The organism is Salmonella sp. NW884 (assembly GCF_051700745.1).
GTDB lineage: Bacteria > Pseudomonadota > Gammaproteobacteria > Enterobacterales > Enterobacteriaceae > Salmonella > Salmonella enterica.
In genome coordinates, this window is sequence record NZ_JAMMDE010000006.1 from 67,758 (window position 1) to 93,673 (window position 25,916).

Genomic DNA, 25,916 nt, shown 5'->3' on the forward strand with positions numbered 1-25,916 from the left:
CTCTTAAACCGATGTTGACGACGTTCTGACTGAGCGGTCACAGGAAAACCTGGTTATCTTCAGCCTAAAACGCATACCGTATTCAATGTAAATTTTAGGATTAAAAATTTCAAATTTATTTTTATGAAATTTTATTTTGAAAATTTGACGACTGATTTTTATACGAGGGTATGTGCAGTAAGAAATCAAAAATCCAATTAACTTATTGATTTTTGTTGTTTTTATTTGGTGTGGCATCAATGGTTGTCTGTTGTGACGAGGAAAGATTTGGAAAAAATTATGATCTATATAGCATTTTTGTTTCATTTGGTGTGGTATAAAAATTCAAATTTCAGGGGTGTTTCGGCACCACAGTTTCGGATATTGGAGGGTAAATCATGCGCTTGTGCTTCTGTCCTTCAGAACGAGAGAATAAGGCTCAGCCCCAGTTGGCGTATGTGAGTCAGGTCAGTGAGAGCAATGGTCCGTTTGTCCGGTTCATGCATATGCACCCACAGACCGTTGAACTGATTCTTATCACCGAAGGAGACGGAGAGTATTTCATTGGCGATCGCATCTACCCGGTTCGTAAAGGCGACCTGGTCATTTATAACAGCCAGGTGGTGCATGATGAGTATCTGGAAAGCGGGCGACCAATTGGCACTATTTGTTGTGGGATTAACAATATTTCGTGTCCGGGTCTACGTGAGAATGCGCTAATACCGGATGATATTGTGCCGGTTATTCCACTGTATCACCATTATGCGACGGTGGAAAAACTGATGAGCTCCGTGTTTACCGTTATTAATCAGCATGCGGTAGAAGGGCCAGCAATGGCGCAGCTATTGACCCAGGTAGTACTCAAATACATTGAGGGAAATGTCTTATTACGCACAGGTAACGATGCCATACAGCGTCATGAAAATTTACTTGATTCAATAAAATCCTATATTGATCGCAATTTCTATGAGCCAATTCGGCTGGATACACTGGCGACGAAATTTAATGTCAGTCCTTATTATGTTTCCCATGAATTTAAACGCCGCTATGGTTATTCACCGATGGATTACCTGATAAAACGTAGGCTGGGGGAGGCGCAATCGTTACTAACCACGGATGAAGGCGGGCGCGAAAAGATCACCTCTATTGCTTATCGTGTTGGCTTTAGCAACCTTAGTCATTTTCAGAATTACTTCAAAAATAAAGTAGGGAAAACGCCCGGTCAATATCGCAAGGACTATCGTAAAGCTAATTATTTATTATTTGAATATTAATGCTTGCTAAAATTTAATCGTTATGAGAATGGTCGCAATACTGCGGCCATTTTTATTTGTCGGTATATTTTATGCGTTTATCTATAGCGCGAAAAGTCTGGCAATATCATTAAAGAGTGATGATTTTTTTGTGATACCTGACGCATTTATCCCACTTCTTCAACCAGGATAGATAAAGTTTTTCAGGCTACAAAAAGTAATATGTTGTCCATCAAAGGTTAATTTGCATCGCGGTATGCAGTAAAAGCGTTTCATTAAGTGGGAGCCAGCAACATGTACAATGTAAAAAAGAGCATTAAGTTGGGGATTGCGCCTATCGGTTGGCGCAATGATGATATTCCTGAGATTGGTAAAGAAAATACATATAAACAAATACTTAGTGATGCCGCGCTCACCGGTTTTTCCGGGACGGAAGTTGGCGGTTGTTATCCGCAGGATCCTGCTGAGTTAAATAAAGAGTTAATGCTTCGCGGACTGGAAATACCAGGCCAGTGGTTTTCTTCCTTTATTATTCGCGATGGTATTGCATCTGCGATGAATGCTTTTGAACAGCATTGTGCTTATTTGCAGGCAATACATGCATATGTCGCCGTTGTTTCTGAACAAACTTATAGTATTCAAGGTATTATCGATAAGTGCGTTTATACAGAGAAGCCTAACTTCAGCGACAGCGAATGGCAGCTTTTATGCGAAGGACTTAATGCGCTTGGAAAGATTGCCAATGCGCACGGGCTGAAGCTCGCTTTCCATCATCATATGGGCACCGGTGTGCAGACTCTGCCAGAAGTGGATCGACTCATGGAGAATACCGATCCGCAATTTGTACATCTGCTGTTTGATACCGGGCATATATATGTTTCTGACGGCGATGTCATGCCGCTACTGAGTAAACATTTTGATCGTATTAAACACGTTCATTTTAAAGATGTGCGTAATGAAAAACTCAAAGCATGTCGCCTCGCGAAGAAATCATTCCTCAATTCTTTCCTTGATGGTGTGTTTACCGTCCCCGGCGATGGAAATATTGATTTTAAATCCGTATTAGCTTATCTGGTCGGGCATCAATATTCTGGCTGGATTGTTGTTGAGGCCGAGCAGGATCCTAAGAAATATAACCCATTGGAATATGCGCAAAAAGGTAAAAAGCATATTGATGAGTTACTGAAAAATTATCTTTAATTGAAAAGGAAACAGAAAATGACTTTAAAAGTAGGTATTGTAGGTATCGGCATGATCGGCTCCGATCACTTAAGACGTCTGGCCAACACCGTGTCGGGTGTAGAGGTTGTTGCCGTATGTGATATCGTCGCGGGTAGGGCGCAGGCGGCGCTGGATAAGTATGCGATCGAAGCCAAAGATTATAATGACTATCACGATCTGATTAATGATAAAGACGTTGAAGTGGTCATCATTACCGCATCAAATGAGGCGCATGCCGATGTGGCCGTTGCCGCGCTAAATGCTAACAAATATGTTTTCTGCGAAAAACCGTTAGCGGTGACGGCTGCGGATTGTCAGCGTGTGATTGAAGCAGAGCAGAAAAATGGTAAGCGCATGGTGCAGATTGGTTTTATGCGCCGCTACGACAAAGGTTACGTTCAGCTGAAAAATATTATCGACAGCGGCGAAATCGGTCAGCCATTAATGGTTCATGGACGTCATTACAATGCCAGCACGGTGCCAGAATACAAAACGCCACAGGCTATTTATGAAACATTGATTCATGAAATTGACGTTATGCACTGGCTGCTTAACGAAGATTATAAAACCGTTAAGGTTTACTTCCCGCGTCAGTCCAGCCTGGTGACGACTCTGCGTGATCCGCAGCTGGTTGTAATGGAAACCACCTCCGGCATCAATATTGTGGTTGAAGTGTTTGTGAACTGCCAGTATGGCTACGACATTCACTGCGATGTTACCGGCGAGAAAGGAATGGCGGAGCTGCCAACCGTCGCCAGCGCCGCGGTACGGAAAGCGGCGAAGTATAGCACCGACATCCTGGTTGACTGGAAACAGCGCTTTATTGATGCCTACGACATTGAGTTCCAGGATTTCTTCGATCGCCTGAACGCAGGATTGCCGCCGGCAGGCCCAACGTCATGGGATGGTTATCTGGCTGCGGTTACCGCTGATGCCTGCGTGAAGTCTCAGGAAACAGGGAATACCGAGATTGTTGAATTACCCTCAAAACCTGATTTCTACAAATAAACCTTCCGCGTATTAAAACCTTCTGCCGGATAGCGATGCTTAAGCGTCCTATCCGGCATATCACAATTTATTATCTTCTTTTATCCGGAACTTCCCTATGAAAGGCAGACTCATCTCTTCCGATCCGTATCGTCAGCAATTCCTTGTTGAGCGTGCGGTCTCTTTTTCGCATCGTCAGCGTGATTGCAGTGAATTAATCAGCGTCTTACCGCGCCACACGTTACAGCAGATTGACGGATTCGGCGGCAGCTTTACCGAAGGTGCGGGCGTGGTATTCAACAGCATGAGCGAAAAGACGAAGGCGCAATTTCTTTCCCTTTATTTTTCTGCTCAGGAACATAATTACACTCTGGCGCGGATGCCAATTCAGAGCTGTGATTTTTCCCTGGGCAATTACGCGTATGTCGATTCCAGCGCTGACCTGCAGCAGGGACGGCTCTCCTTTTCCCGCGATGAAGCGCATTTAATACCGCTGATTTCCGGGGCGTTGCGGTTAAATCCACATATGAAGCTGATGGCTTCGCCGTGGAGTCCGCCGGCGTTTATGAAAACTAATAACGATATGAACGGTGGCGGCAAGCTGCGGCGCGAATGCTACGCCGACTGGGCCGATATCATTATCAACTACCTGCTGGAATACCGCCGCCACGGCATTAATGTGCAGGCGCTCTCCGTGCAGAATGAGCCGGTGGCGGTAAAAACCTGGGACTCCTGTCTGTATAGCGTGGAAGAGGAGACAGCCTTTGCCGTGCAGTATCTGCGTCCGCGCCTCGCCCGGCAGGGTATGGATGAGATGGAGATCTATATCTGGGATCACGATAAAGATGGCCTGGTGGACTGGGCTGAACTCGCCTTTGCTGACGAAGCTAATTATAAGGGAATTAACGGGCTGGCATTCCACTGGTATACCGGCGACCATTTTTCGCAAATACAGTATCTGGCCCAGTGCCTGCCGGATAAAAAACTCCTGTTTTCCGAAGGCTGTGTGCCAATGGAGAGCGATGCCGGTAGCCAGATTCGCCACTGGCATACCTATCTCCATGACATGATTGGTAATTTCAAATCGGGTTGTAGCGGGTTTATCGACTGGAATCTGCTGTTGAACAGTGAGGGTGGGCCGAATCATCAGGGTAATCTGTGTGAAGCGCCCATTCAATACGATGCGCAAAACGACGTGCTGCGGCGTAACCACTCCTGGTATGGTATTGGCCACTTCTGCCGCTATGTGCGTCCGGGGGCGAGGGTCATGCTTTCTTCAAGTTACGATAATCTTCTGGAAGAGGTGGGATTTGTGAATCCCGACGGCGAGCGTGTGCTGGTGGTGTATAACCGCGATGTCCAGGAAAGGCGTTGCCGGGTGCTGGATGGCGATAAAGAGATCGCGTTAACGCTGCCGCCGTCAGGCGCCAGTACGTTGCTATGGCGGCAGGAGTCGATCTGAATGATGAAGCTGGGATTTAATGAAGCGACCTGTATGCGAAACTCCACGCTGGCACAGGATGTTGTGTTGGCGGAACGTTTTGGCTATGACTACATCGAAATCCGTCTGGATATGTTGCAGGAGTGGTTGCAGAAACATACGTTAAGCGAGCTGGCAGACATTTTCGCCGTCGGCCACCTTAAGCCCTGGGGCTACAATTCGCTGGAAGACATTACGTTTTGTGATAGCGAAAGCTGGGCGGAGAAACGGCGGCAGTTGGCTTTCGCCTGCCATGCTGGCTCAGTGGTGGGGGGTGATTGTCTGGTTGTGGTGCCCACCATTCGTCAGGGGGGAAATTTTCCGCCAGGGGAAACGGTGAAAGATTCAGTGAAGCGTCTGCGCGAGATGGCGGCAGTGGCGGAAGAAAGCCAGATGCGGCTGGCCTTTGAGCCGATCGGTTCCGCAGGATGCTGTGTGCGCAGTCTTGCCATGGCGATGGAGATCGTAGATGCGGTCGATCGCAGTAACGTCGGGCTGGTCGTCGATGCCTTTAATCTTTACCTGCACGATCAATGGCGGGATCTGACCACGCTTCGCCAGATCCCTGTGGAAAAGATCTTCGTTTACCATATTGATGACGCCGATAATCTGCCGCTGGCAACGCTGGAGCATTGCCATCGTCTGTTTCCTGGCAACGGCGTGATCCCACTGCATGAGATCACGCATGAGCTAGTGCAGAAGGGCTATGAGGGGAGCTGTTCGCTGGAACTGTTTAACCCTGGCTACTGGCAGATGGCGGCCAGCGAAGTCTTTGCGATAGGGGCGGAAAAGACTCGCCCCTTCTTAACAGCTTAATGTTGCCGCAGCAGGAGATGGACAACCGCCGCGCCCAGCAGCGCGCAGGCCGCGGCCAGAAGAAAGACCTGCTGATAGCCGATAAACGGCGTCAGCAGGCCCGCTATTGGTCCGGTAAATCCGTAGGCCAGATCCTGAAACGCTGACCAGACGCCGAGGGCCGTACCACGAATCTCCGGTGGCACTCTGCGCACAACCTCTACGCCCAGCGATGGGAACATCAGCGAACAGCCGCAGCCGGTAATCGCCGCGCCAATCAGCGCAGCGCCTGCTGACGGAGCGGCCCACATTACCGCCAGTCCGGTCCCCTCTACCAGTAGTGAAAAGGTTGCGACCGTGGCGCCGCCGTAACGGTCTGGAAATTTGGCGCAGAAAAAGCGGACAGCGATAAACGCAATGCCAAACAGCGTCATCGCAAAACCGGTGTTATCCCAGTGACGCTCGTTGAACCAGAGGGCGGTAAACGCGCTTAGGGTGGCAAAACCAATGCCCTGGAGCACAAGCCCTGTTCCGGGCCGCCACACCAGGCCGACGACCCGTAGCACTGGCACGCGGGGACGGGCTGTTGCGATATTCCCCGGAATGCCATAGATGACTCCGCTGGCGATGATCGGCAACAGTACGACGAGGAGCGCCGGAAGCGCCAGGCCGGCCCTGGCGTAAAGCGACAGCCCCAGCGGCGCGCCGATAGCCAGCGCACCGTAGGTCGCCATGCCGTTCCAGGAAATAACCTGACCCGCGTGGGTCGAGCCCGCCAGCCACATCCCCCAGGTTAAATTACCGGTCAAAATGAAACTTTCACCGATGCCCAGCAGCACACGACCAACAATCAGTATGGCCCATGCGAGCAGCGGAACCGGGTGAGCGATTAGACTGACCAGCATCAGCAGACCTGATGCGGCGCAGTAGAACTGACCGGTGATAACCGTCCGACGTCCGCCTGACGTGTCGGCTTTTCGACCCGCGGCGCCCCGGGTAAGCAAGGTGGCGATAAACTGGCTGCCTACCGCGATACCGATCAACAGATCGCTCAGATGCAACTGCTGCTGAACGTACAGCGGCAGCATGACTAACGGGATGCCAATAGTCAGATAGTTGAGAAACATCGCGGCGCTGATGCGAAACAGCGTGATCGATGTGGAATGTTGTGTGAGAGCTGGCATGGAATCGTCCTTGAACACGCCCCTTGTCCGATGCAGACACGGGGCGTGATGAGGCAGGCATTAACGTGCCGGGCGGTATTCGCGCCAGTAGTCGATAAGCATGCGGTATTTTTGTTTCACCGTTGCAATGAGCTGTTCATCGTTAAGCTGGCCGCCTAACCACTGGCGTGACGGTTCGCCAAAGATGGTCCGGCCGACGGCGAAACCTTTCACCCAGGGCATATCCGCTGCTGCGGCGAATCCTGACTTCAACTCGCTTTCCGGTGCGTCCAGGCCAAGTATCAATATACCGCGACATTCAGGGTCATAATGCTCAATATGCTGGCTGATTTCTCGCCAACGATCTGGGCTTAACGGCGGCAGTTTCCACCAGTCCGGCAGGATCCCCAGTTGATAAAAACGTTCCACAATCTGAGGATAGTATTGCTCATTTTGGTCTGCCGCATCGCGCGGCAAGATGACTTCCAGCAGCAGATCGTGACCAGACTGGCAGCAGGCGCGGTAAACCTCGTCAATGAGCGCCTCTTGTTCAAGACGTACCGACTCTGCATCGAGTGGATGATAGAAGACCAGACATTTCACGACGTGCTCTTGCGGCCAGCTGACAAGCTGAGAGCCAATATCGCCATGTTCCAGCTTCAGCGGATACGAACCGGGCATCTCAACCGGTCGGCCAATCCACCATCCCTGGCCGGTCACGTCGTTAAGCGCCTGCTGACCAAAGGTGGTATCGGCAAGGATGCCGCTATTATTCTGTAAACCGGCCTCAAGCGCCGCCTGACGCGCCCCTTCCAGCAGTAGCATCTTCAGGGGAGGGATCGCGGATTCACTGGCGCCGACTTCATTTGCGATATCCACCAGTTGCTTGCGATGGTCAAAGGCGAATACGCACAGCTCCGGCCAGTGCTGTTTACGGGTTGTGACCCGATGAAGGTGATTCAGCCGCGGGTCTTTGTCTGGCCGGGTGATGGATTGTTCACGCGCGAGGTAGTCGTCCAGCTCTTTTTTGGTTGGCATGGCGGGGGCACAACCGTGGCGCGATACCACTAACGCGCCGCAGGCGTTTGCATAACGGCAGGCTTGCTCCCAGCTTTCATCGTTCAGGTATCCCCGCAGCAGTCCTGACATAAAGGCATCGCCCGCGCCCAGCACGTTCAGAACGTCTACACGAACGCCGCTATGTATCTTCACCTGCGACCAGTCATCGGCGATGTTGCCTTCAAAGACTGAGCAGCCCAGCGCGCCGCGTTTGCACACCAGTACGGCCTGGGTCAACTGACGGACGCGCCGCAGGGCGGTCAGCGTGTCGGTACTGCCGCCGGCGATATGGAATTCTTCTTCGGTCCCAACGATCAGATCGAAATGGCGCAATACCTGCTGGAGCTGTTCGGTAACCTGTGATGAGGCGATGAAACGTGTTTCACCGTCTCCTAGCGACGTCAGGCCCCACAGTACGGGGCGGTAGTCGATATCCAGTGCCCGCCGCAGCCCGTGTTTTTGCGCATACTCCAGCGCTTTAAGAACGGCGGCGCGCGTATTGGGGTGAGAAAGATGGGTACCGGTGACGGCTAATGCGCGTGAAGAAGCGATGTAATCTTCGCGGATATCCTCGGGTGTTAGCGCCATGTCCGCGCAGTTATCGCGGTAGAAGATCAGAGGAAAGGTGTCCTGATCTTTAATGCCGAGGATCACCAGCGCGGTCAGACGATCGCGATCCGACAGCAGGCACTGCGTATCCACACCAACGCGGTTTAATTCTTCACGAACGAAACGTCCCATATGCTCATCGCCGACGCGGGCCAGCATAGCGGAACGTAATCCCTGAATGGCCGTGCCGTAGGCAACATTGCCTGACGATCCCCCTAAATATTTAGCGAAAGTCGTCATATCCTCCAGCCGCGACCCGATTTGTTGACCATACAAATCAACGGCAACTCGTCCCAGACAGATAACGTCCAGCGGCTTTTGCTCACTACTGACTGCTTTATTCATTGACATATCCCCTAACAGAAGACGGTGTTATTTTTGCCCATACTAAGGTTTGGTGATTTCATTTTCAATAAAAATGGAAATAATGTTTTCATTTATTGTTTGAACAAGATCACAGAAATGGTATTTCCGGGCAACGCGTATGATCGTTTTTTGTTGTGTTTTTTGTTTTAATTGATTGATTATTAATGTGTTATTTCTTTTAAAAGCACATGGAAGATAAATTTCATTTTCATGAAAAATACGCCTGAATGGCGAAATTTTTTAACCGTTTTTTGATCTCCTTCCCATAAATGAAATATAAATTCCATATAATTGTGAGAACGGAAATTTTGATCCTATGATAAGTCTCTGTGTTTTTGGGGCTGAAGCGATGCATAAGCAGGCAACGACAGCCGAACGGTTGATAAAAGCAGGTGGGGTACATGAAAACAATCAGGTTGACCATGGCGCAGGCTTTGGTGCGCTTTCTTGATAATCAGTACATCGACGTAGACGGCAGCGAAATCAAATTTGTAAAAGGGATTTTCGCCATTTTTGGCCACGGGAACGTCGTCGGATTGGGGCAAGCGCTGGAAGAGGACTGTGGCCAACTTAGCGTTCATCAAGGGCGTAACGAACAGGGAATGGCGCATATCGCGACGGGATTTGCCCGCCAGATGCGTCGCCATCAGATTTATGCCTGCACCTCCTCAGTGGGGCCAGGGGCCGCCAATATGATCACCGCAGCGGCGACCGCGACGGCTAACCGTATTCCACTGCTTTTGCTGCCGGGCGATGTGTACGCATCTCGTCAACCCGACCCGGTTTTGCAACAGGTTGAACAAGAACACGATCTGACGCTGAGCACCAATGACGCTTTCCGTGCAGTTAGCCGCTACTGGGATCGCATTACGCGTCCGGAACAGCTAATGAGCGCCTGTATCAGCGCGATGCGGGTGTTAACCGATCCGGCGGATACGGGGGCCGTGACGCTTTGCCTGCCACAGGATGTGCAGGGTGAAGCCTGGGATTATCCGGATTATTTTTTCGCTCGCCGGGTCTATCGTCTTGAGCGTCACGCGCCGACGGAGCCGATGCTGAACGAGGCGGTTGCGCTGATTCGCCGCCACCAGCGGCCGCTGATCGTTTGCGGCGGGGGCGTGAAGTACTCGCAGGCTGAAGAGGCGCTGCTGAGATTTGCCGAACGCTGTCATCTGCCGATTGCTGAAACCCAGGCTGGCAAGGGAGCGCTCAGTTCTGCACACCCGCTGAACGTCGGCGGGATTGGCGAAACCGGTTCACTGGCGGCGAATCTGCTGGCGCAGGAGGCCGATCTGATTATCGGTGTAGGGACGCGCTATACCGATTTCACCACCTCCTCAAAGTGGATCTTCCAGAATCCCGACGTGCGCTACTTAAATATCAACGTTAGCCGCTTTGATGTCTTCAAGCTGGATGGCGTACAGATGCAGGGTGACGCTCGCGTCGCCCTGACGCAGCTTAGCGAACGGCTGGCCCAGGAGCATTATGCTTCGCAATGGGGTGAGACTATTCACCGCGTCCGCTCGCAATATATGGCGGAAGTTGAGCGCGTCTATGCTGTGGAATATAGCGGAGAGGGCTTCAAACCTGAAATTGAGGATCATATGGATACTCAAAAGGTGTTTGAAGAGTTTAATGAGATTACGCGGTCGTGGCTGACCCAGACGCGCGTGTTGGGCGTGCTTAACCGGATGTTGCCGGAAAACGCGCTGGTGGTGGCGGCGGCGGGCAGCCTGCCGGGCGACCTCCAGCGTGTCTGGCAAAGCCGCGGCGAGAATGATTACCACGTCGAGTACGGCTACTCCTGTATGGGCTACGAAGTCAATGCCGCATTGGGGGCCAAGCTGGCGCAGCCGGAACGCGAGGTGTACAGCTTCGTGGGCGACGGTTCGTTCATGATGCTGCACTCTGAGTTGGTCACTTCCGTCCAGATGGGGAAAAAGATTACCGTCATTTTGCTCGATAACATGACCAACGGCTGTATCAATAATCTGCAAATGGAACACGGTATGGACAGTTACTTCACCGAGTTTCGTTTCCATCAGCAGGAGAGCGGTCGTCAGGAAGGCGGGTTTATCCCGGTCGATTTCGCTCGCATCGCTGAAGGATATGGCTGTAAAAGCTATCGCGTCACCACCATTGAACAACTGCATGAAGCGTTGGAAGATGCTCGTAAACAGACCGTGAGCACGCTGATAGACATAAAAGTGCTTCCCAAAACGATGGTGCATAAGTACCTGAGCTGGTGGCGCGTTGGCGGGGCGCAGGTATCCCGTAGCGAACGTATCCAGGCGGTAGCGCGTATGCTTGAGGAACATATCGGACAGGCCCGGCAGTACTGATTAATTTGCCGTCGTTCAGGTTGCAGAAGTGTGGTTATTGTTCTGCAACCTGAACGATACAGCGTCAACGCATTGTTTGCTTTTCAGAACGGCAAAATAAAACGATCCGTTTTTCGCAGAATTACGGGTGCTTTTCTTTTGCGGTTTTAAATTTACTATTCATGAGATTAAGAGGTACGAATGAAAAAGCTTCGATGTGGTGTTATTGGCCTCGGTCGGGTAGGTAAAATGCATGTTGAGAATATGTATTTACTGCCTCAATTAGATATTATCTGCGCCGCCGATTATTTTATTGAGGAGATGAGCGATTGGCTTTATTCGGTAAATATAACTTCAGGGTATAAAAATTATCAGGAACTTTTACAGCGTGATGATATAGAGGCAGTTTTTATTTTCACCTCAACGGATATGCACGAAGAGATCGTCACGGCGGCAGCGCAGGCGGGGAAGCACATTTTTTGTGAAAAACCGCTCAGCATGAATGAAGATGAGCAGGCCTCAATGGCGGTGCTGAGAAAAGTGAAAGAGAAGGGGGTGACGTTGCAGGTTGCCTTTAACCGCCGTTTTGATCCTCAGTTTCACGAGGTCTTTGAGCTGGTGCGCAGCGGCAAGATTGGTCGGCCCCAGATGATAAAAATCACCTCCCGCGATCCGGACCTGCTACCCCATGAACTGATCAAACGTATTGGCGGTCTGATTTTTGACTTCACCATGCATGACTTTGATATGGCTCGTTTTATGATGCAGGATGAAGTCAGCGAAGTCTATGTTAAGGGCAATACGCTGATTGATCCCAGCCTGAAAAATATTGATGATGTTGATACGCTTGCGGTGATGCTGACTTTCAGAAACGGCGGCTACGCGCTCATTGATAACAGCCGTCGGGCGGTATATGGCTATGACCAACGGGTGGAGGTTTTTGGCTCAGAAGGGATGGCGTATGCGGATAACGTTAGTGAGTCGACGGTGAAAGTTTTCAACAGCCAGCACTGCATAATGAAAAATCCCCTTCCTGATTTCACGGTCCGTTATCGCGAAGCTTACCGAACGGAAATATTACACTTTATTGATTCAGTCCTGCATCATACGCCGGTTGTCTGTACCGGCGAAGACGCATTATTGGCCCAGCGTATCGCTATTGCCGCGCAGCAATCATTAAAAAGCGGGCTGCCGGTGAAAATAACAAGCGATATTTATCTTTAACTGCATCTGTTAATAATGAAGAAACTCTCGCACTGAAAAGTGTGAGAGCTTTTCTATACCGAGGGTAATAAAATGAAAGAAATGCAGGCAACGCTGCCCCAGACATTTTATATAAAACCAGGTAAGTTTATCTGGAGCTACCTGGGAACATTTTTATTTATGTTGGGCGGCTGTATTGAGAACAGCTGGTTATCTGCCTGGTTAAATACGCAGGGATTTGATCAGGCGCATATCGGGCAGATTTTTGCCGGATATGGGATTGTGGTCGCGATCACCTCCTGGCTATCCGGCGTCTGTGTGGACGTTTTTGGTCCTAAAAAGGTGATGGTTACCGGTTTTATCGTCTATCTTCTGGCTTCCGTCGCGTTTCTGAACTTTGCGCTACCCAGCCATGATTTTGGCGCAATTCTTGTTACCTATATGCTGCGTGGCGTGGGGTATCCGCTGGTCTGTTACTCCTTCCTGGTACGCCTGACCATCCAGTTGGATAATCACCAGCAAGGGATCGGCACCTCGCTATTTTGGGTGGTCTATAACCTTGGTTTTACCATCATTGGGCCGGTGGTGGCGGCGTCGTTAATTCCTGAGTTGGGGCATATCAACGTGATGTGGGCCGGGATGGGCGTTGCTCTGCTGGGGGTTCTCTTCATGCTGGTGCTGGAACGCAATGAATTCATTCTGAAACCGCGAACGACGCCGGTCTTCAAAGAGTTATCTGCGGGTATCTCCATTATGTATGAACGGCCACGGATCGGTCTGGCGGTGATTGTCAAAACTATTAACGGTCTTGGCACCTATGGTTTTGTTGTCGTATTACCTCTGTTTCTGCTGGATAAGCACTTTACGCTTGAGGAATGGGCGAGTATTTGGGGGATTACCTTTATCTCTAACCAGGTCTTCAACATTATCTTTGGCTGGATGGGCGATAAAATTGGTTTTCGCCGAACCATCCAGATTTTTGGCAGCATCCTGACCGGTGTCGCTACGCTGATTGTTTACTGGGTGCCGATGATATGGGGGCATAACTATGTCGCCTTTATGCTGGCGATGTGTTTGTGGGGAGCCGGGCTGGCTGGCTTTGTGCCAATGACGCCGCTGGTGCCGATGATGGCGCCGGATAAGAAGGGGGCGGCGAACTCGGCCGTGAACTTTGGCTCCGGCCTGGGGAATTTCGTTGGGCCAGCGCTGGTCTCCGTTCTGGCAGGGTTCGGCACCGGCGTGGTGATGTATACTATGGCGGGGCTCTATTTATTCAGCGGCATCCTGGTGCAGTTTCTTAAAGTGCCTGGCGAGAAATAGCTTCAAATATTCTTCAAAAATCCCTTATAGCCTGTGATGTTCATCACTAAATTAAACCGGTTTTTATCAAGATTGATAAAGCCGGTTTTTTCACCCTACGTTAAATTGTACTAACGGATTACGGTTATTTACCCACTCATATACGTTCAGGGAGAAAATAATGAATATCGAAAAAACACGGTTTTGTATTAACCGGAAAATTGCACCGGGTCTAAGCATAGAAGCATTCTTTCGACTGGTTAAACGTCTTGAGTTTAATAAAGTGGAATTGCGTAATGATATGCCAAGCGGCAGCGTTACTGATGACTTGAATTATAATCAGGTGCGTAACCTGGCAGAAAAGTATGGACTTGAAATTGTCACAATTAATGCGGTCTATCCCTTTAACCAACTGACCGAGGAGGTAGTAAAAAAAACGGAAGGATTATTACGAGACGCACAGGGAGTCGGCGCGCGGGCATTAGTTCTTTGTCCGCTGAATGATGGAACGATTGTGCCGCCGGAGGTTACGGTTGAGGCAATAAAACGACTGAGCGATCTCTTTGCCCGGTATGATATTCAGGGGCTGGTTGAACCTTTGGGATTCCGCGTAAGTTCGCTGCGTTCTGCCGTCTGGGCTCAGCAACTGATCCGGGAAGCAGGTTCCCCCTTTAAGGTTTTGCTGGATACCTTCCATCATCATCTGTACGAAGAGGCCGAAAAGGAGTTTGCGTCGCGCATTGATATTTCTGCTATCGGGCTGGTGCATTTGTCCGGTGTGGAAGACACCCGACCAACGGAAGCATTGGCTGATGAGCAGCGTATTATGCTGAGTGAAAAGGATGTAATGCAGAATTACCAGCAGGTGCAGCGTCTGGAAAATATGGGATATCGCGGTATTTACGCTTTTGAACCTTTTTCTTCCCAGTTGGCTTCCTGGAGTGAGGCGGAAATAGAGGAACAAATTAATCGCAGCGTGTCATTGCTGCTGCAATGATACAGCTAATTTCCAGGTGACCGTTTTCAGTTTCCGCAGCGTGGTATTTACAATGAAAATTGCTTTTGATGTCGATGTTATTAAACATTTACCCATTACCCAAATGGTACGGCAGGTTTCCGAGTGGGGGTATAAATATATTGAGCAGTCGCCGCACTCGCGTATTAATCCGTTTTATAAACACCCTAAAGCTGGTCGCGATACCATGCAGGAATATAAACGCGCCTTGCAGAACTACGGTGTGGAAATCTCGTCATTTATTGTGGTTTATCGTTGGTCCGGCCCCGATGAAGAGCGTCGGCGCGCCGCGGTAACCAACTGGAAGCGGATGATTGAGATTGCCGTTGATATGGGCGTACAGGTGATTAATACCGAGCTTTCCGGGACGCCGGATGAGCCGGAGATTTGTGAAGAGATGTGGTATCGCTCCATGGAGGAATTGCTGCCGATCGTGGAACGAGAGGGAATTCGAATCGAAATTCAGTCTCACCCCTGGGATTTCTGCGAACTGAACGATGAGACGGTCGACATGGTGCAGTCTTTGCGTAGTGATAACGTGACCTATCTGTACAGTGCACCGCATGGCTTCTTTTACGATAAAGGGCAGGGCGACGTCGCAAGGATGCTGAACTATGCCGGGGCCGATCTTTCGCATGTTCTGCTGGCCGATACGCACAACCACACGCTTCCCTGCCGCTATATCATGAACCCGCCTGGCGTGAATGCGACGATTCATCAGCACATCGGGCTGGGAGAAGGTGAGGTCGATTTTGACGCGCTATTCCAGGCGCTGCGTGAAATGGATTTTGCAAACCGCACGTTTAAGGTGGGCGGTGAGGCAATTATCACCACGTCGCTGTTTGGTTATCCTGAAAAAATGAGTGTTCAGGCGGTGGAAACGCGCGAGCGGATCGAGCGGGAGCTACTCGGACGTTAAAAACGGGTGGATTTGCCTGTACCGCGCCACAGGCTGGCGCGGTCATTTGCGGCAATTACCCTTCGTTTTCCGCCAGCTCGCGCAGATACTGGAAGATCTGACGCGCTGATTTCGGCGGTTTGTTGCCTTCTTTCTCTTTCTTCGCATTGCGGATCAATGAACGAAGCTGTTGACGATCGGCGTGCGGCCACAGGGTCAGTACTTCGGCTACCGCGTCATCGCCTTCGACGATCAGACGATCGCGCAGATGCTCAAGCTTGTGAAACAGCACCACCTGCTGATTATGGCGGTTTTTCAGCTTGTCCAGCGCCTGGCGAATAGGTTCAACGTCGCGTTGGCGCAGCATTTTTCCGATAAGCTGCAACTGGCGGCGGCGTCCTTCCATTTTGATACGCTGGGCCAGTTCAATGGCGTCGCGCAGATCGGCGTCCAGCGGGATCTTATCCAGCGCGTTTTTCCCCAGATCCACCAGTTCCGCGCCCAGGCGTTTTAATTCCTCGGCATCGCGTTTAATTTCACTTTTACTGACCCAGATAATTTCATCGTCTTCGTCTTCGATGTCATCACCGGGAACGTCGTCGAGCCAGTCTTCGGGCTGCTTTGTCATGTCAGGCTCCTTAAAAAAAGAGGCTAATGTTACCAGTTAAGATGCGCACTGAAAAACGGTTCTCTGTTAGACTTCAGAGAAACTCTCTCTACATTATGGCATTTGCAATGAAAGTAATCTCACAAGTTGAAGCGCAGCGTAAGATTCTGGAAGAAGCAGTTTCGACAGCGCTGGAGTTAGCCTCAGGCAAATCGGATGGGGCGGAAGTCGCCGTCAGCAAGACCACCGGCATTAGCGTCAGCACCCGTTATGGTGAAGTAGAGAATGTCGAATTTAATAGCGACGGCGCGCTGGGCATTACGGTGTATCACCAGAACCGCAAAGGCAGCGCCTCTTCGACGGATTTAAGCCCGCAGGCGATTGCCCGTACCGTGCAGGCCGCGCTGGATATCGCGCGTTACACGTCGCCTGACCCGTGCGCAGGCGTGGCGGACAAAGAACTGCTGGCGTTTGACGCGCCGGATCTGGACTTGTTCCACCCGGCAGAGGTTACGCCAGACGAAGCCATTGAACTGGCCGCGCGTGCGGAACAGGCTTCTCTAAAGGCGGATAAACGCATCACCAATACCGAAGGCGGGAGCTTTAACAGCCATTACGGCATTAAAGTGTTCGGCAACAGCCACGGCATGTTGCAGGGATATTGCTCCACGCGCCATTCGCTCTCAAGCTGCGTCATCGCCGAAGAGAACGGCGATATGGAGCGTGATTACGCTTACACCATCGGTCGGGCAATAGCGGATCTGCAAGCGCCGGAATGGGTCGGGGCCGAGTGTGCGCGCCGCACCTTATCCCGCCTGTCGCCGCGTAAGCTCTCCACCATGAAAGCGCCGGTCATTTTCGCCAATGAAGTGGCGACAGGGCTATTTGGTCATCTGGTCGGGGCGATTGCCGGCGGCGCGGTATACCGTAAATCCACTTTTCTGCTCGACTCGCTGGGCAAACAAATTCTGCCGGAATGGTTAACCATCGAAGAACACCCGCATCTGCTAAAAGGGCTGGCGTCTTCACCGTTCGACAGCGAAGGCGTGCGTACGGAGCGCCGGGACATTGTGAAGGATGGCGTACTGACGCAATGGTTGCTGACCAACTATTCCGCCCGCAAACTGGGGCTGAAAAGTACCGGTCATGCCGGCGGCATTCATAACTGGCGTATCGCCGGGCAGGGGCTGAACTTTGAGCAGTTGCTAAAAGAGATGGGCACCGGCCTGGTGGTGACGGAACTGATGGGCCAGGGCGTCAGCGGTATTACCGGCGACTACTCCCGCGGCGCTGCGGGATTCTGGGTTGAAAATGGTGAAATCCAGTACCCGGTAAGTGAAATTACCATTGCCGGTAATTTAAAAGAGATGTGGCGTAATATTGTCACCGTGGGTGATGATATTGAAACGCGCAGTAATATACAGTGCGGTTCGGTATTGTTACCGGAGATGAAAATCGCCGGACAATAATACCCGTCATACTTCAGGCTGCAGGCGCGTTGGCTGCCTGCAACCCGAATTATTCAGGGTATTACACTTATCGTTAATAATAAAAAAGGAAGTGAGCAATGCGTAAAAGCCTGTTAGCTATTCTTGCTGTGTCATCGCTGGTATTCGGTTCGGCTGTTTTTGCTGCCGATCTTGAAGATAATATGGATATTCTCAATGATAACCTGAAAGTTGTTGAGAAAACGGATAGTGCCCCTGAACTGAAAGCGGCATTAACCAAAATGCGCGCGGCCGCGCTGGATGCTCAAAAAGCTACGCCGCCAAAGCTGGAAGATAAAGCGCCGGATAGCCCGGAAATGAAGGATTTTCGTCACGGTTTTGACATTCTGGTCGGCCAAATTGATGGCGCGCTGAAGCTGGCGAACGAAGGTAACGTTAAAGAAGCGAAAGCGGCGGCGGAAGCGCTAAAAACCACCCGCAATACGTATCATAAGAAGTATCGTTAATTTTTGTGGGATGGCGGCTTCGCTTTATCCGCAGGTCGCCATCCGGCAAACTGTAATACCCATCACACTTTCTCACTTTATACGACAACGTCATTGTTTCGCCATTTCCTCTTTATGCCGCGATAGATCTCACACTTTCCCGGCGATAATTCATTAATGCCGCCTTTTCTGTGGCGCAGATCACCTATCCCACTCGCGTTTCCACTTCGAGGTGGAAAATAACTCGCTACAAACTTTTAACCCTTGCCGCTAGTTTTATCTCATTGCCATTAACGGGGTGAGACGCGTGGATAACGGAGCAGTAAAACACGATGCCGGTGAGCGAATTAACGAACTGGCTGAACAGGTGTTAACGCAGGTGGATGGCCTGCTGGGGCGACATCACATTGTCCCCAATGCGGTACAGACGCAAATGCTGACCTCGCACGTTCGCGCGATGGCGCACCGGTCAATTACCGGGGAGCCTTTACCGGAAGTCGATGCCAGCTTGTTTGATGAAATCTCAGCCGAATCAATGGCGCTTGCCCGCGAAATCGTGGCGGCGTTTGGCAACCTTCCTGACGAAGAAGCCTGGCTATTATCGGTGCATTTTGAAGTCGCGAAAGACAACCTCTAAGGAGCAAAAAATGGAACAGATTACCGTCGTGATTGGCGATCGCCTGGGTAAAGGCCAGAAAGTGGCGGCAGGCGTGGAAAAAGCGGGCGGTCGCGCGGTCGTCGTACCGGGCGTCGCGGCAGACATGAAGCTGGGCGATGTGATGAAAGCGGAAAACGCCACCTTCGGCATTTCATTTTGCGGCAGCGGCGGCGCGGGCGCTATCACCGCGCAAAACAAGCATGGCTACAAAGCCAAATATGGAATGCGGTCAGTGGATGAAGGCGTCACCGCTATCAATGAAGGCTGCAACGTGTTGGGTTTCGGCTTTATGGATAAAGAAGAGCTCGGCGAGCGCCTGGTGCAGGCGTGGCAAAAGAAATACGGCGCCTGATGATGAAAGAGCAATTCACCACCACGGTGAGAGTAAAAGGCAAGGGCGACGCCAAAGCACGCGCCTTTGCCGATGCGCTGAACCATGTTCAGTCGGCGGTGATGAGAGAGTCGCCGTATATCTTACTGCGTATTGAGCCACAGGATGTGCGGATTGTTCAGGCGCATGAGTCGGTGCGTAAAGAGGCCTTTCTGTTTTTCTTTTTGCGCCGGGAACGACGCACTTACAGCGTGGAGCTGGATGTGACCGTCAACGTGACCGCCATCAATCTCGACAGGGTGGATTTCGTCGCGAAACGCTGATTTTTATTAAAAAGGCATAGTTATGTTCCTGATAATACTAATTAAATCGCTCATTATCGGCGCGCTGGTCGGCGTAGGGGTGGGCGCTGGGGCTGCACGCATGTTTCACGCGCCAACCACGCAGGGGATGGGCGCGTTCCGTACGTTGGGCGAACTCAACTCTTGTGAAGGCGACCCGGCATCTCACTTCTCCTTTGGACTGGGTTTCTTCTTTAACGCTTGGGCGTCGTCTGTGGCGGCCGGATCGTTCACCCAGGATGTCGATCACCGCATCATCCCTAACTGGGGCGCGGCGGCGCTAATGATCAAAAATCGTAACGTCGGCGAGACGCTGCACGACCCGAAAAAAATGGCGATCGCCTGCGCCGTCATCGGCATGATCGTCGTGACGTTCCTTAACCTGACCGCCTCATCCGTGCCAGAAGCGCTACAGGTGACGGCGGTTAAGGTGCTGGTACCGGCGGCAAACCTGCTGGTCAATATCGTCATGCCTGTGATCTTCTGGTTAGCGGCGATCGACGCTGGTAAAAAATCGGGCTTCTGGGCCACCGTTTTCGGCGGCGCGGCGCAGCTCATCATGGGGAACGCCGTACCGGGGCTGGTGCTGGGTATTTTGATCGGCAAAGGCGTAGAAGAGAGCGGCTGGAACCATGTCACCAAAGTGATGATGGTCGCCATCGTTTTGCTGTTTGTGTTGAGCGGCTTCTTCCGCGGCTTCGACATGAAAATGATCGAGTCTTTCAACATGACGGTACCGAACTGGCTTGAACTGATCCACAACTCGCTCAGCGGCAAATAACGGAGGCCACAATGGAAGAGAATAAAGGTTTTTGGTATGCCGACTGGTCGTTCCCGATCTTTGTTGGCCTGCTCTCCTCCGGCGTTTTCGCCGGGACGCACATGTACTATCTGTACGGTATCGGCGCATTTAACGAAGTCGCTTTTGTGGCGATGTTGAAAGCGGGGATGGATACCGGCGTCTACGGCGCGGTCGCCGCTTTCGGCGCCAGCTTTTTATTTGCCCGCATTATCGAAGGTTCGCTGGTCGGAATTCTGGATATCGGCGGGGCAATTCAGACTGGCGTGGGCTTAGGGGTTCCGGCGTTACTGCTGGGGGCTGGCTTTGTCTTCCCGGTGGCGAACTTTATCGCTTCGCTGATAACCGGTCTGGTGATTGGCCTGGCGATTGGCTACATCATTATTCTGGCGCGTAAGTTCACCATTAATCAGAGCGACTCCACGTACGGGGCGGACGTCATGATGGGGGCCGGTAACACTTCAGGCCGTTTTCTGGGGCCGTTGATTATCCTCAGCGCCATGACGGCATCGATTCCCATTGGTCTGGGCTCTCTGGTGGGCGCGCTGCTGTTTTATATCTGGCAGAAGCCGATTACCGGCGGCGCGATTTTAGGCGCGATGATCCTCGGTTCCATCTTCCCGGTTGCGATTAGCTAATTGTTGATTTGTAGGCCGGATAAGGCGGTTGCGCCGCCATCCGGCAAAGGAGAGAGCGATGTTTGATTTACTCCTGCGCCATGCGCGTCTGGTCGATGACACGCTGACTAATATTGCCCTGCAAGATGGCAAAATCGCGGCGTTGGGTGACGTTGATGGTCCGGCGCTGAAAACCATTGACCTGCGCGGCGAGTGTTACGTTAGCGCGGGTTGGATTGATTCTCACGTCCACTGCTACCCGACATCGCCGATTTACCACGACGAACCGGACAGCGTGGGTATTGCCACTGGCGTTACCACAGTGGTGGATGCCGGCAGCACTGGCGCAGACGACATTGATGATTTCTATGCTCTGACGCGTCAGGCGACCACCGAGGTTTATGCGCTGCTGAATGTTTCACGCGTTGGGCTTATTGCCCAAAACGAGCTGGCTAACATGGCCAATATTGACGTCGATGCGGTCCGGCAGGCGGTAAAACGCCATCCGGATTTTATCGTCGGCCTCAAGGCGCGGATGAGCAGCAGCGTGGTAGGCGTTAACGGCATCACGCCGCTGGAACGCGCTAAAGCCATGCAGCAAGAAAACGGCAACCTGCCGCTGATGGTACATATTGGCAATAACCCGCCGGATCTGGACGAAATCGCGGAGCGTCTGACGGCGGGCGATATCATTACCCACTGTTACAACGGTAAGCCGAACCGTATTCTTCGGCCTGACGGCGAGCTGCGCGCCTCGGTGACACGAGCGCTGGCGCGCGGCGTGCGTCTGGATGTCGGGCATGGTACCGCCAGCCTGAGCTTTGCAGTGGCGAAACGCGCTATTAGCCTGGGGATTTTACCGCATACCATCAGTTCCGATATCTACTGCCGTAACCGCATCAATGGCCCGGTGCATTCGCTGGCTAATGTGATGTCGAAATTCCTCGCCATCGGCATGTCGCTGCCGCAGGTCATTGCGTGCGTGACGGCCAATGCCGCCGATAGCCTGAATCTGAAAACCAAAGGTCGTCTTCAGCCTGGTCTGGATGCCGACCTGACCCTCTTTACGCTTAAACGCCAGCCTACCGTGTTGGTAGACGCGGAAAACGACAGCTTACAGGCTGAGGAATTGCTGACGCCGCTTGCCGCGATACGCGCAGGCAAGGGCTATATGACCAAACAAGGGAGCGCGGAACATGCCTTCGATTTTTGAGAAGTATCAATTAAAACAGGTGATTAACGCCTCCGGACGTATGACGGCGCTCGGCGTCTCTACGCCGCGCCCGGAAGTGATAGACGCGGCGATGGCCGGAATGAATCAGTATTTCGAGATGAAAGATCTGGTGAATAAAACCGGTGAGTACATTGCGAAATTGCTGGAAGTAGAAGGGGCGACGGTAGTCTCCTGCGCCAGTGCGGGCCTTGCCCAGTCGGTTGCCGCGGTCCTGGTTCAGGACAGCGACTGGCTGCTGGAAAACCTGCACGTTACACCGATTGAAAATAACGAAATCGTCCTGCCAAAGGGCCACAACGTCAACTTTGGCGCGCCGGTGGGAACGATGGTGGCGCTGGGCGGCGGCAAACTGGTGGAAGCCGGTTACGCCAACGAATGTTCCGCCGCCCAGTTGGCGGCGGCCATTACGCCGCGCACGGCGGCTATTCTCTATATCAAATCTCACCACTGCGTACAGAAAAGTATGCTCAGCGTGGAGCAGGCTGCGGTGGTGGCGCGCACGCATAATCTGCCGCTGATTGTGGACGCGGCGGCGGAAGAAGATTTGCAGTGCTACTACCGCGTGGGCGCAGATCTCGTTATCTATAGCGGCGCAAAAGCGATTGAAGGGCCGACCAGCGGGCTGGTGATTGGCAAAACGCAGTATGTTGAGTGGGTAAAACGTCAGTCAGCGGGCATTGGCCGGGCGATGAAGGTCGGCAAAGAGGGAATTGTTGGCCTGACCTGCGCCATTGAATTGTACCTGCGGGCGCAAAAAGAGAGCGGCGCGGAGATGGTAGAAAAAATGGCGCCCTTTATTGACACGTTGAACACGTTTAACGGCGTCAGCGCCCGCGTGGTGTGGGACAGCGCCGGACGCGACATCGCGCGCACGGAAATTAAGTTTGATGAAGCCGTTACCGGCATCGCCACAGGCGAACTGGTCGACGCGCTGAAGCAAGGAGAATACGCGATTTACTTTCGCGGATACAAAGCCAACGAAGGGATTATTGAAGCGGATGTCCGCAGCGTCGATCGCGCGCAGTTAGCGATTGTGGCGCGTCGTATTGGCGAGATGATTAATCAGGAGAAACAAGCATGAAACTGACCCCTAACTTTTACCGCGATCGCGTTTGCCTGAACGTACTGGCCGGTTCGAAAGATAACGCCCGGGAAATCTACGCGGCGGCGGAAGGTCATGTGCTGGTTGGCGTGCTCTCCAAAAACTATCCGGATGTGGCAAGCGCAGTCGCGGATATGCGTGAATATGCGGCGCTTATTGATAATGCGCTCTCCGTCGGGCTGGGGGCGGGCGATCCTAACCAGTCGGCGATGGTGAGCGAAATCTCGCGTCAGGTACAGCCGCAGCATGTCAACCAGGTGTTTACCGGCGTAGGGGTCAGTCGGGCGCTGCTGGGGCAAAATGAGACGGTGGTCAACGGTCTTGTCTCGCCGACCGGCACGCCGGGACGGGTGAAAATTTCCACCGGCCCGCTAAGCAGCCGCGCGCCGGACGGCATCGTACCCATAGAAACGGCGATTGCGCTGCTCAAAGACATGGGCGGCAGCTCCATTAAATACTTTCCGATGGGAGGGCTCACCTGTCGCGACGAGTATAAAGCGGTGGCTGAGGCCTGCGCCCGTCATGATTTCTGGCTGGAACCGACGGGCGGCATCGATCTGGAAAACTTCGCCGAGATTCTGCACATCGCCCTTGATGCAGGTGTAAGCAAAATCATTCCTCACATTTATAGTTCGATTATTGATAAGGTGAGCGGCAACACTCGTGCGGACGATGTGCGTCAGTTACTTGCTATCGTCCGGTCGCGTGTCGGCTAATCATGAGGAGAGAGACGTGCGATTCCCCAACCAACGTTTAGCGCAGCTATTTGCGATGCTGCAAAACGAGACGCTGCCGCAGGACGAACTGGCGCAGCGGTTGTCGGTCTCCACGCGTACCGTTCGGGCGGATATCGCCGCGCTGAACATGTTGCTGACGCCGCATGGCGCGCAATTTACTCTCAGCCGCGGCAACGGGTATCAGCTCAAAATTGATGATCCGGCACGTTATCAATCCCTGCAAACGCAGCAATCTCCCACGCTGGCGCGCGGTCCGCGCACCAGCCAGGAGCGGATCCACTATTTGCTGGCGCGTTTTTTAACCTCCGCCTTCTCGCTGAAGCTGGAGGATTTAGCAGATGAATGGTTTGTCAGCCGTGCGACGTTGCAGAACGATATGGCGGACGTGCGCGAGCATTTGCTGCGTTATCATCTGACGCTGGAAACGCGTCCGCGTCATGGCATGAAACTGTTTGGCGGAGAGATGGCGATTCGCGCCTGTCTGACCGACCTTTTATGGACGCTGGCGCAGCAGGAGCCCTCCCATCCGTTAATTGTTAGTACCACGCTGAACACCGAGGTGTCTCAACGGCTGCAGTCTCTTTTGCCGGATATTTTCTCTCATTGTCAAATCCGCCTGACCGATGAGGGCGAGCTGTTTCTGCGTTTATACTGCGCGGTGGCGGTACGGCGTATTCGCGAGGGGTATCCGTTATCGGAATGCGTGGCAGAGGAGGTCGATGAAAAGGTGCGCCATGCGGCGCATGAGATTGCGGAGCTACTACAACAGCTGGCTGACAAGCCGCTGTCGGAGCCGGAAGTAAGCTGGCTGAAGGTGCATATTGCCGCCCGCCAGGTACAGGAAATTGCCCCCAGCGCCATTAATGCCGATGATGAAGAGGCGCTGGTGCACTATATCCTCAATTTTATTAATACCCAGTACAACTATAACCTGTTGAATGATAAACAGCTTCACGCGGACTTGCTGACCCACATCAAAACGATGATCACCCGCGTGCGCTACCAGATCATGATCCCCAACCCACTACTGGAAAATATTAAGCAGCACTATCCGATGGCGTGGGATATGACGTTGGCGGCGATATCGAGTTGGGGAAAATACACGCCGTATACCATTAGCGAAAACGAAATCGGTTTTCTGGTGCTGCATATTGGCGTTGGGCTGGAACGTAGTTACAACATTGGCTACCAGCGGCAGCCACAGGTACTGCTGGTGTGCGATGCTGGTAATGCGATGGTGCGGATGATTGAAGCGGTACTGGCGCGGAAATACCCGCAGATTGAGATTGCCCGCACTCTGACGCTACGCGACTATGAGGCGCGGGACAACATTGTGGAGGATTTTGTGATTTCCACAGCGCGGATCGGCGAAAAAGATAAACCGGTCATCATGATCGCCCCCTTTCCTACCGACTATCAATTGGAGCAGATCGGTAAGCTGGTGCTGGTGGACAGAACCCGCCCGTGGATGCTGGATAAATATTTCGATGCCTCGCATTTTCGCATCGTGGAGGGGGAAATAGATCAACAGACGCTGTTTAAAACGCTGTGCGATCAGTTGCACGAGGAAGGCTTTGTTGATGCGGCGTTTCTCGATTCGGTTATTGAACGTGAAGCTATTGTCAGTACGTTATTAGGCGACGGGATTGCCTTGCCGCACGCGCTGGGGCTGCTGGCGAAGAAAACGGTGGTTTATACGGTGCTCGCGCCGCAGGGGATTGTCTGGGGTGACGAAACGGCGCACGTTATTTTTTTACTCGCCATCAGCAAAAGTGAATATGAAGAGGCGATGGCCATCTACGATATTTTCGTCACTTTCCTGCGCGAACGCGCCATGACGCGCCTCTGCGCATGTCAGAATTTTACGCAATTTAAAACGGTCGCGATGGAGTGCGTGAGTCGTTTTTGA

The 25,916-nt window shown here is 52.2% G+C and carries 25 protein-coding genes; 21 read left to right on the forward strand and 4 right to left on the reverse strand.

Annotated features, from left to right (window positions below; genetic code table 11):
- Positions 1 to 3: 3 nt before the first annotated feature.
- Positions 4 to 306, reverse strand: coding sequence for a hypothetical protein (locus NA197_RS14525; protein ID WP_074181584.1), 303 nt, complete (start codon positions 304 to 306; stop codon positions 4 to 6).
- A 122-nt stretch (positions 307 to 428) separates the two neighbouring features.
- Between NA197_RS14525 and reiD the strand changes: the two genes are divergently transcribed.
- From reiD to iolI1, 5 genes are all read left to right on the forward strand, one after another.
- Complete coding sequence (gene reiD, locus NA197_RS14530; RefSeq protein ID WP_000332219.1) at positions 429 to 1,253, forward strand: myo-inositol utilization transcriptional regulator ReiD; 825 nt, start codon at positions 429 to 431, stop codon at positions 1,251 to 1,253.
- Between the two features lie 258 nt (positions 1,254 to 1,511).
- The gene (iolE, locus tag NA197_RS14535; RefSeq protein WP_012601329.1) at positions 1,512 to 2,432 is read left to right on the forward strand and encodes a myo-inosose-2 dehydratase; all 921 of its coding nucleotides are present in this window, start codon (positions 1,512 to 1,514) and stop codon (positions 2,430 to 2,432) included.
- An 18-nt stretch (positions 2,433 to 2,450) separates the two neighbouring features.
- Positions 2,451 to 3,461, forward strand: coding sequence for an inositol 2-dehydrogenase IolG1 (gene iolG1 / locus NA197_RS14540; protein WP_064043021.1), 1,011 nt, complete (start codon positions 2,451 to 2,453; stop codon positions 3,459 to 3,461).
- A 97-nt stretch (positions 3,462 to 3,558) separates the two neighbouring features.
- Positions 3,559 to 4,902 (forward strand): lysosomal glucosyl ceramidase-like type III secretion effector SrfJ, encoded by a 1,344-nt coding sequence (srfJ, locus tag NA197_RS14545; protein WP_000678388.1) that lies wholly within the window; start codon positions 3,559 to 3,561, stop codon positions 4,900 to 4,902.
- On the forward strand, positions 4,903 to 5,736 hold the full coding sequence (iolI1, locus tag NA197_RS14550) for a 2-keto-myo-inositol isomerase IolI1 (protein WP_077950660.1): 834 nt from the start codon (positions 4,903 to 4,905) through the stop codon (positions 5,734 to 5,736).
- Here iolI1 and NA197_RS14555 read toward each other — a convergent pair.
- A complete protein-coding gene (locus tag NA197_RS14555) occupies positions 5,733 to 6,899 on the reverse strand; it encodes an MFS transporter (RefSeq protein WP_064043022.1) in 1,167 nt (388 codons plus the stop codon). The genes iolI1 and NA197_RS14555 overlap by 4 nt on opposite strands.
- Before the next feature lie 60 nt (positions 6,900 to 6,959).
- A complete protein-coding gene (locus NA197_RS14560; RefSeq protein ID WP_014343940.1) occupies positions 6,960 to 8,897 on the reverse strand; it encodes a bifunctional 5-dehydro-2-deoxygluconokinase/5-dehydro-2-deoxyphosphogluconate aldolase in 1,938 nt (645 codons plus the stop codon).
- A gap of 416 nt (positions 8,898 to 9,313) precedes the next feature.
- On the opposite strand from NA197_RS14560, the gene iolD reads away from it, so the two are divergent.
- From iolD to iolH, 5 genes are all read left to right on the forward strand, one after another.
- Positions 9,314 to 11,254: a 3D-(3,5/4)-trihydroxycyclohexane-1,2-dione acylhydrolase (decyclizing) gene (iolD, locus tag NA197_RS14565; RefSeq protein ID WP_000849477.1), complete on the forward strand. Its 1,941-nt coding sequence runs from the start codon at positions 9,314 to 9,316 to the stop codon at positions 11,252 to 11,254.
- Positions 11,255 to 11,434: 180 nt separating this feature from the next.
- Complete coding sequence (gene iolG2, locus NA197_RS14570) at positions 11,435 to 12,457, forward strand: D-chiro-inositol-2-dehydrogenase IolG2 (protein ID WP_024149458.1); 1,023 nt, start codon at positions 11,435 to 11,437, stop codon at positions 12,455 to 12,457.
- A gap of 72 nt (positions 12,458 to 12,529) precedes the next feature.
- Positions 12,530 to 13,756 (forward strand): MFS transporter, encoded by a 1,227-nt coding sequence (locus NA197_RS14575; protein ID WP_000661783.1) that lies wholly within the window; start codon positions 12,530 to 12,532, stop codon positions 13,754 to 13,756.
- Between the two features lie 160 nt (positions 13,757 to 13,916).
- A complete protein-coding gene (gene iolI2 / locus NA197_RS14580; RefSeq protein WP_001019386.1) occupies positions 13,917 to 14,732 on the forward strand; it encodes a 2-keto-myo-inositol isomerase IolI2 in 816 nt (271 codons plus the stop codon).
- Between the two features lie 52 nt (positions 14,733 to 14,784).
- Positions 14,785 to 15,669 (forward strand): sugar phosphate isomerase/epimerase IolH, encoded by an 885-nt coding sequence (gene iolH, locus NA197_RS14585; RefSeq protein ID WP_064043023.1) that lies wholly within the window; start codon positions 14,785 to 14,787, stop codon positions 15,667 to 15,669.
- A 55-nt stretch (positions 15,670 to 15,724) separates the two neighbouring features.
- Here the strand turns inward: iolH and yjgA are convergent, their stop codons facing one another.
- Positions 15,725 to 16,276 (reverse strand): ribosome biogenesis factor YjgA, encoded by a 552-nt coding sequence (gene yjgA, locus NA197_RS14590; RefSeq protein WP_000166287.1) that lies wholly within the window; start codon positions 16,274 to 16,276, stop codon positions 15,725 to 15,727.
- Between the two features lie 95 nt (positions 16,277 to 16,371).
- Here yjgA and pmbA point away from each other — a divergent pair, with 95 nt between their 5' ends.
- The 11 genes from pmbA to NA197_RS14645 all read left to right on the forward strand — a co-directional run bounded on the left by pmbA (position 16,372) and on the right by NA197_RS14645 (position 25,916).
- Positions 16,372 to 17,724 carry a metalloprotease PmbA gene (gene pmbA / locus NA197_RS14595; RefSeq protein ID WP_000852989.1) on the forward strand — a complete coding sequence of 451 codons (1,353 nt, stop codon included), beginning with the start codon at positions 16,372 to 16,374 and terminating at the stop codon, positions 17,722 to 17,724.
- 98 nt (positions 17,725 to 17,822) lie between these two features.
- The gene (gene cybC, locus NA197_RS14600; protein ID WP_001232231.1) at positions 17,823 to 18,209 is read left to right on the forward strand and encodes a cytochrome b562; all 387 of its coding nucleotides are present in this window, start codon (positions 17,823 to 17,825) and stop codon (positions 18,207 to 18,209) included.
- Between the two features lie 277 nt (positions 18,210 to 18,486).
- Positions 18,487 to 18,825 (forward strand): glycine dehydrogenase, encoded by a 339-nt coding sequence (locus tag NA197_RS14605; protein ID WP_001255103.1) that lies wholly within the window; start codon positions 18,487 to 18,489, stop codon positions 18,823 to 18,825.
- A 10-nt stretch (positions 18,826 to 18,835) separates the two neighbouring features.
- Positions 18,836 to 19,198 carry an SFCGS family glycine-rich protein gene (locus tag NA197_RS14610; RefSeq protein WP_000435389.1) on the forward strand — a complete coding sequence of 121 codons (363 nt, stop codon included), beginning with the start codon at positions 18,836 to 18,838 and terminating at the stop codon, positions 19,196 to 19,198.
- Positions 19,198 to 19,500 (forward strand): DUF4312 family protein, encoded by a 303-nt coding sequence (locus NA197_RS14615; RefSeq protein ID WP_000975187.1) that lies wholly within the window; start codon positions 19,198 to 19,200, stop codon positions 19,498 to 19,500. The genes NA197_RS14610 and NA197_RS14615 overlap by 1 nt, the downstream gene beginning before the upstream one ends.
- Positions 19,501 to 19,522: 22 nt before the next feature.
- Positions 19,523 to 20,299, forward strand: a complete 777-nt coding sequence (locus tag NA197_RS14620) for a DUF4311 domain-containing protein (RefSeq protein WP_000478578.1) — start codon at positions 19,523 to 19,525, stop codon at positions 20,297 to 20,299.
- Positions 20,300 to 20,310: 11 nt separating this feature from the next.
- The gene (locus NA197_RS14625) at positions 20,311 to 20,955 is read left to right on the forward strand and encodes a DUF4310 family protein (protein WP_000392128.1); all 645 of its coding nucleotides are present in this window, start codon (positions 20,311 to 20,313) and stop codon (positions 20,953 to 20,955) included.
- Between the two features lie 58 nt (positions 20,956 to 21,013).
- Positions 21,014 to 22,147 (forward strand): amidohydrolase/deacetylase family metallohydrolase, encoded by a 1,134-nt coding sequence (locus NA197_RS14630; RefSeq protein WP_064043024.1) that lies wholly within the window; start codon positions 21,014 to 21,016, stop codon positions 22,145 to 22,147.
- Positions 22,131 to 23,249: a DgaE family pyridoxal phosphate-dependent ammonia lyase gene (locus NA197_RS14635; protein WP_064043025.1), complete on the forward strand. Its 1,119-nt coding sequence runs from the start codon at positions 22,131 to 22,133 to the stop codon at positions 23,247 to 23,249. The genes NA197_RS14630 and NA197_RS14635 overlap by 17 nt, the downstream gene beginning before the upstream one ends.
- Positions 23,246 to 23,986 (forward strand): 2-dehydro-3-deoxy-phosphogluconate aldolase, encoded by a 741-nt coding sequence (gene dagF, locus NA197_RS14640; protein ID WP_048591337.1) that lies wholly within the window; start codon positions 23,246 to 23,248, stop codon positions 23,984 to 23,986. The genes NA197_RS14635 and dagF overlap by 4 nt, the downstream gene beginning before the upstream one ends.
- A gap of 16 nt (positions 23,987 to 24,002) precedes the next feature.
- Positions 24,003 to 25,916 (forward strand): BglG family transcription antiterminator, encoded by a 1,914-nt coding sequence (locus NA197_RS14645; RefSeq protein WP_064043026.1) that lies wholly within the window; start codon positions 24,003 to 24,005, stop codon positions 25,914 to 25,916.

What these genes read in the sequence shown, in the direction of transcription:
- NA197_RS14525 (WP_074181584.1), bottom strand. Translation starts at nt 306, where the DNA reads ATGAAACAAAAATGCTATATAGATCATAATTTTTTCCAAATCTTTCCT.
- iolG1 (WP_064043021.1), top strand. Translation starts at nt 2,451, where the DNA reads ATGACTTTAAAAGTAGGTATTGTAGGTATCGGCATGATCGGCTCCGAT.
- srfJ (WP_000678388.1), top strand. Translation starts at nt 3,559, where the DNA reads ATGAAAGGCAGACTCATCTCTTCCGATCCGTATCGTCAGCAATTCCTT.
- iolI1 (WP_077950660.1), top strand. Translation starts at nt 4,903, where the DNA reads ATGATGAAGCTGGGATTTAATGAAGCGACCTGTATGCGAAACTCCACG.
- NA197_RS14555 (WP_064043022.1), bottom strand. Translation starts at nt 6,899, where the DNA reads ATGCCAGCTCTCACACAACATTCCACATCGATCACGCTGTTTCGCATC.
- NA197_RS14560 (WP_014343940.1), bottom strand. Translation starts at nt 8,897, where the DNA reads ATGTCAATGAATAAAGCAGTCAGTAGTGAGCAAAAGCCGCTGGACGTT.
- iolD (WP_000849477.1), top strand. Translation starts at nt 9,314, where the DNA reads ATGAAAACAATCAGGTTGACCATGGCGCAGGCTTTGGTGCGCTTTCTT.
- iolG2 (WP_024149458.1), top strand. Translation starts at nt 11,435, where the DNA reads ATGAAAAAGCTTCGATGTGGTGTTATTGGCCTCGGTCGGGTAGGTAAA.
- NA197_RS14575 (WP_000661783.1), top strand. Translation starts at nt 12,530, where the DNA reads ATGAAAGAAATGCAGGCAACGCTGCCCCAGACATTTTATATAAAACCA.
- iolI2 (WP_001019386.1), top strand. Translation starts at nt 13,917, where the DNA reads ATGAATATCGAAAAAACACGGTTTTGTATTAACCGGAAAATTGCACCG.
- iolH (WP_064043023.1), top strand. Translation starts at nt 14,785, where the DNA reads ATGAAAATTGCTTTTGATGTCGATGTTATTAAACATTTACCCATTACC.
- yjgA (WP_000166287.1), bottom strand. Translation starts at nt 16,276, where the DNA reads ATGACAAAGCAGCCCGAAGACTGGCTCGACGACGTTCCCGGTGATGAC.
- pmbA (WP_000852989.1), top strand. Translation starts at nt 16,372, where the DNA reads ATGGCATTTGCAATGAAAGTAATCTCACAAGTTGAAGCGCAGCGTAAG.
- cybC (WP_001232231.1), top strand. Translation starts at nt 17,823, where the DNA reads ATGCGTAAAAGCCTGTTAGCTATTCTTGCTGTGTCATCGCTGGTATTC.
- NA197_RS14610 (WP_000435389.1), top strand. Translation starts at nt 18,836, where the DNA reads ATGGAACAGATTACCGTCGTGATTGGCGATCGCCTGGGTAAAGGCCAG.
- NA197_RS14615 (WP_000975187.1), top strand. Translation starts at nt 19,198, where the DNA reads ATGATGAAAGAGCAATTCACCACCACGGTGAGAGTAAAAGGCAAGGGC.
- NA197_RS14620 (WP_000478578.1), top strand. Translation starts at nt 19,523, where the DNA reads ATGTTCCTGATAATACTAATTAAATCGCTCATTATCGGCGCGCTGGTC.
- NA197_RS14625 (WP_000392128.1), top strand. Translation starts at nt 20,311, where the DNA reads ATGGAAGAGAATAAAGGTTTTTGGTATGCCGACTGGTCGTTCCCGATC.
- NA197_RS14630 (WP_064043024.1), top strand. Translation starts at nt 21,014, where the DNA reads ATGTTTGATTTACTCCTGCGCCATGCGCGTCTGGTCGATGACACGCTG.
- NA197_RS14635 (WP_064043025.1), top strand. Translation starts at nt 22,131, where the DNA reads ATGCCTTCGATTTTTGAGAAGTATCAATTAAAACAGGTGATTAACGCC.
- dagF (WP_048591337.1), top strand. Translation starts at nt 23,246, where the DNA reads ATGAAACTGACCCCTAACTTTTACCGCGATCGCGTTTGCCTGAACGTA.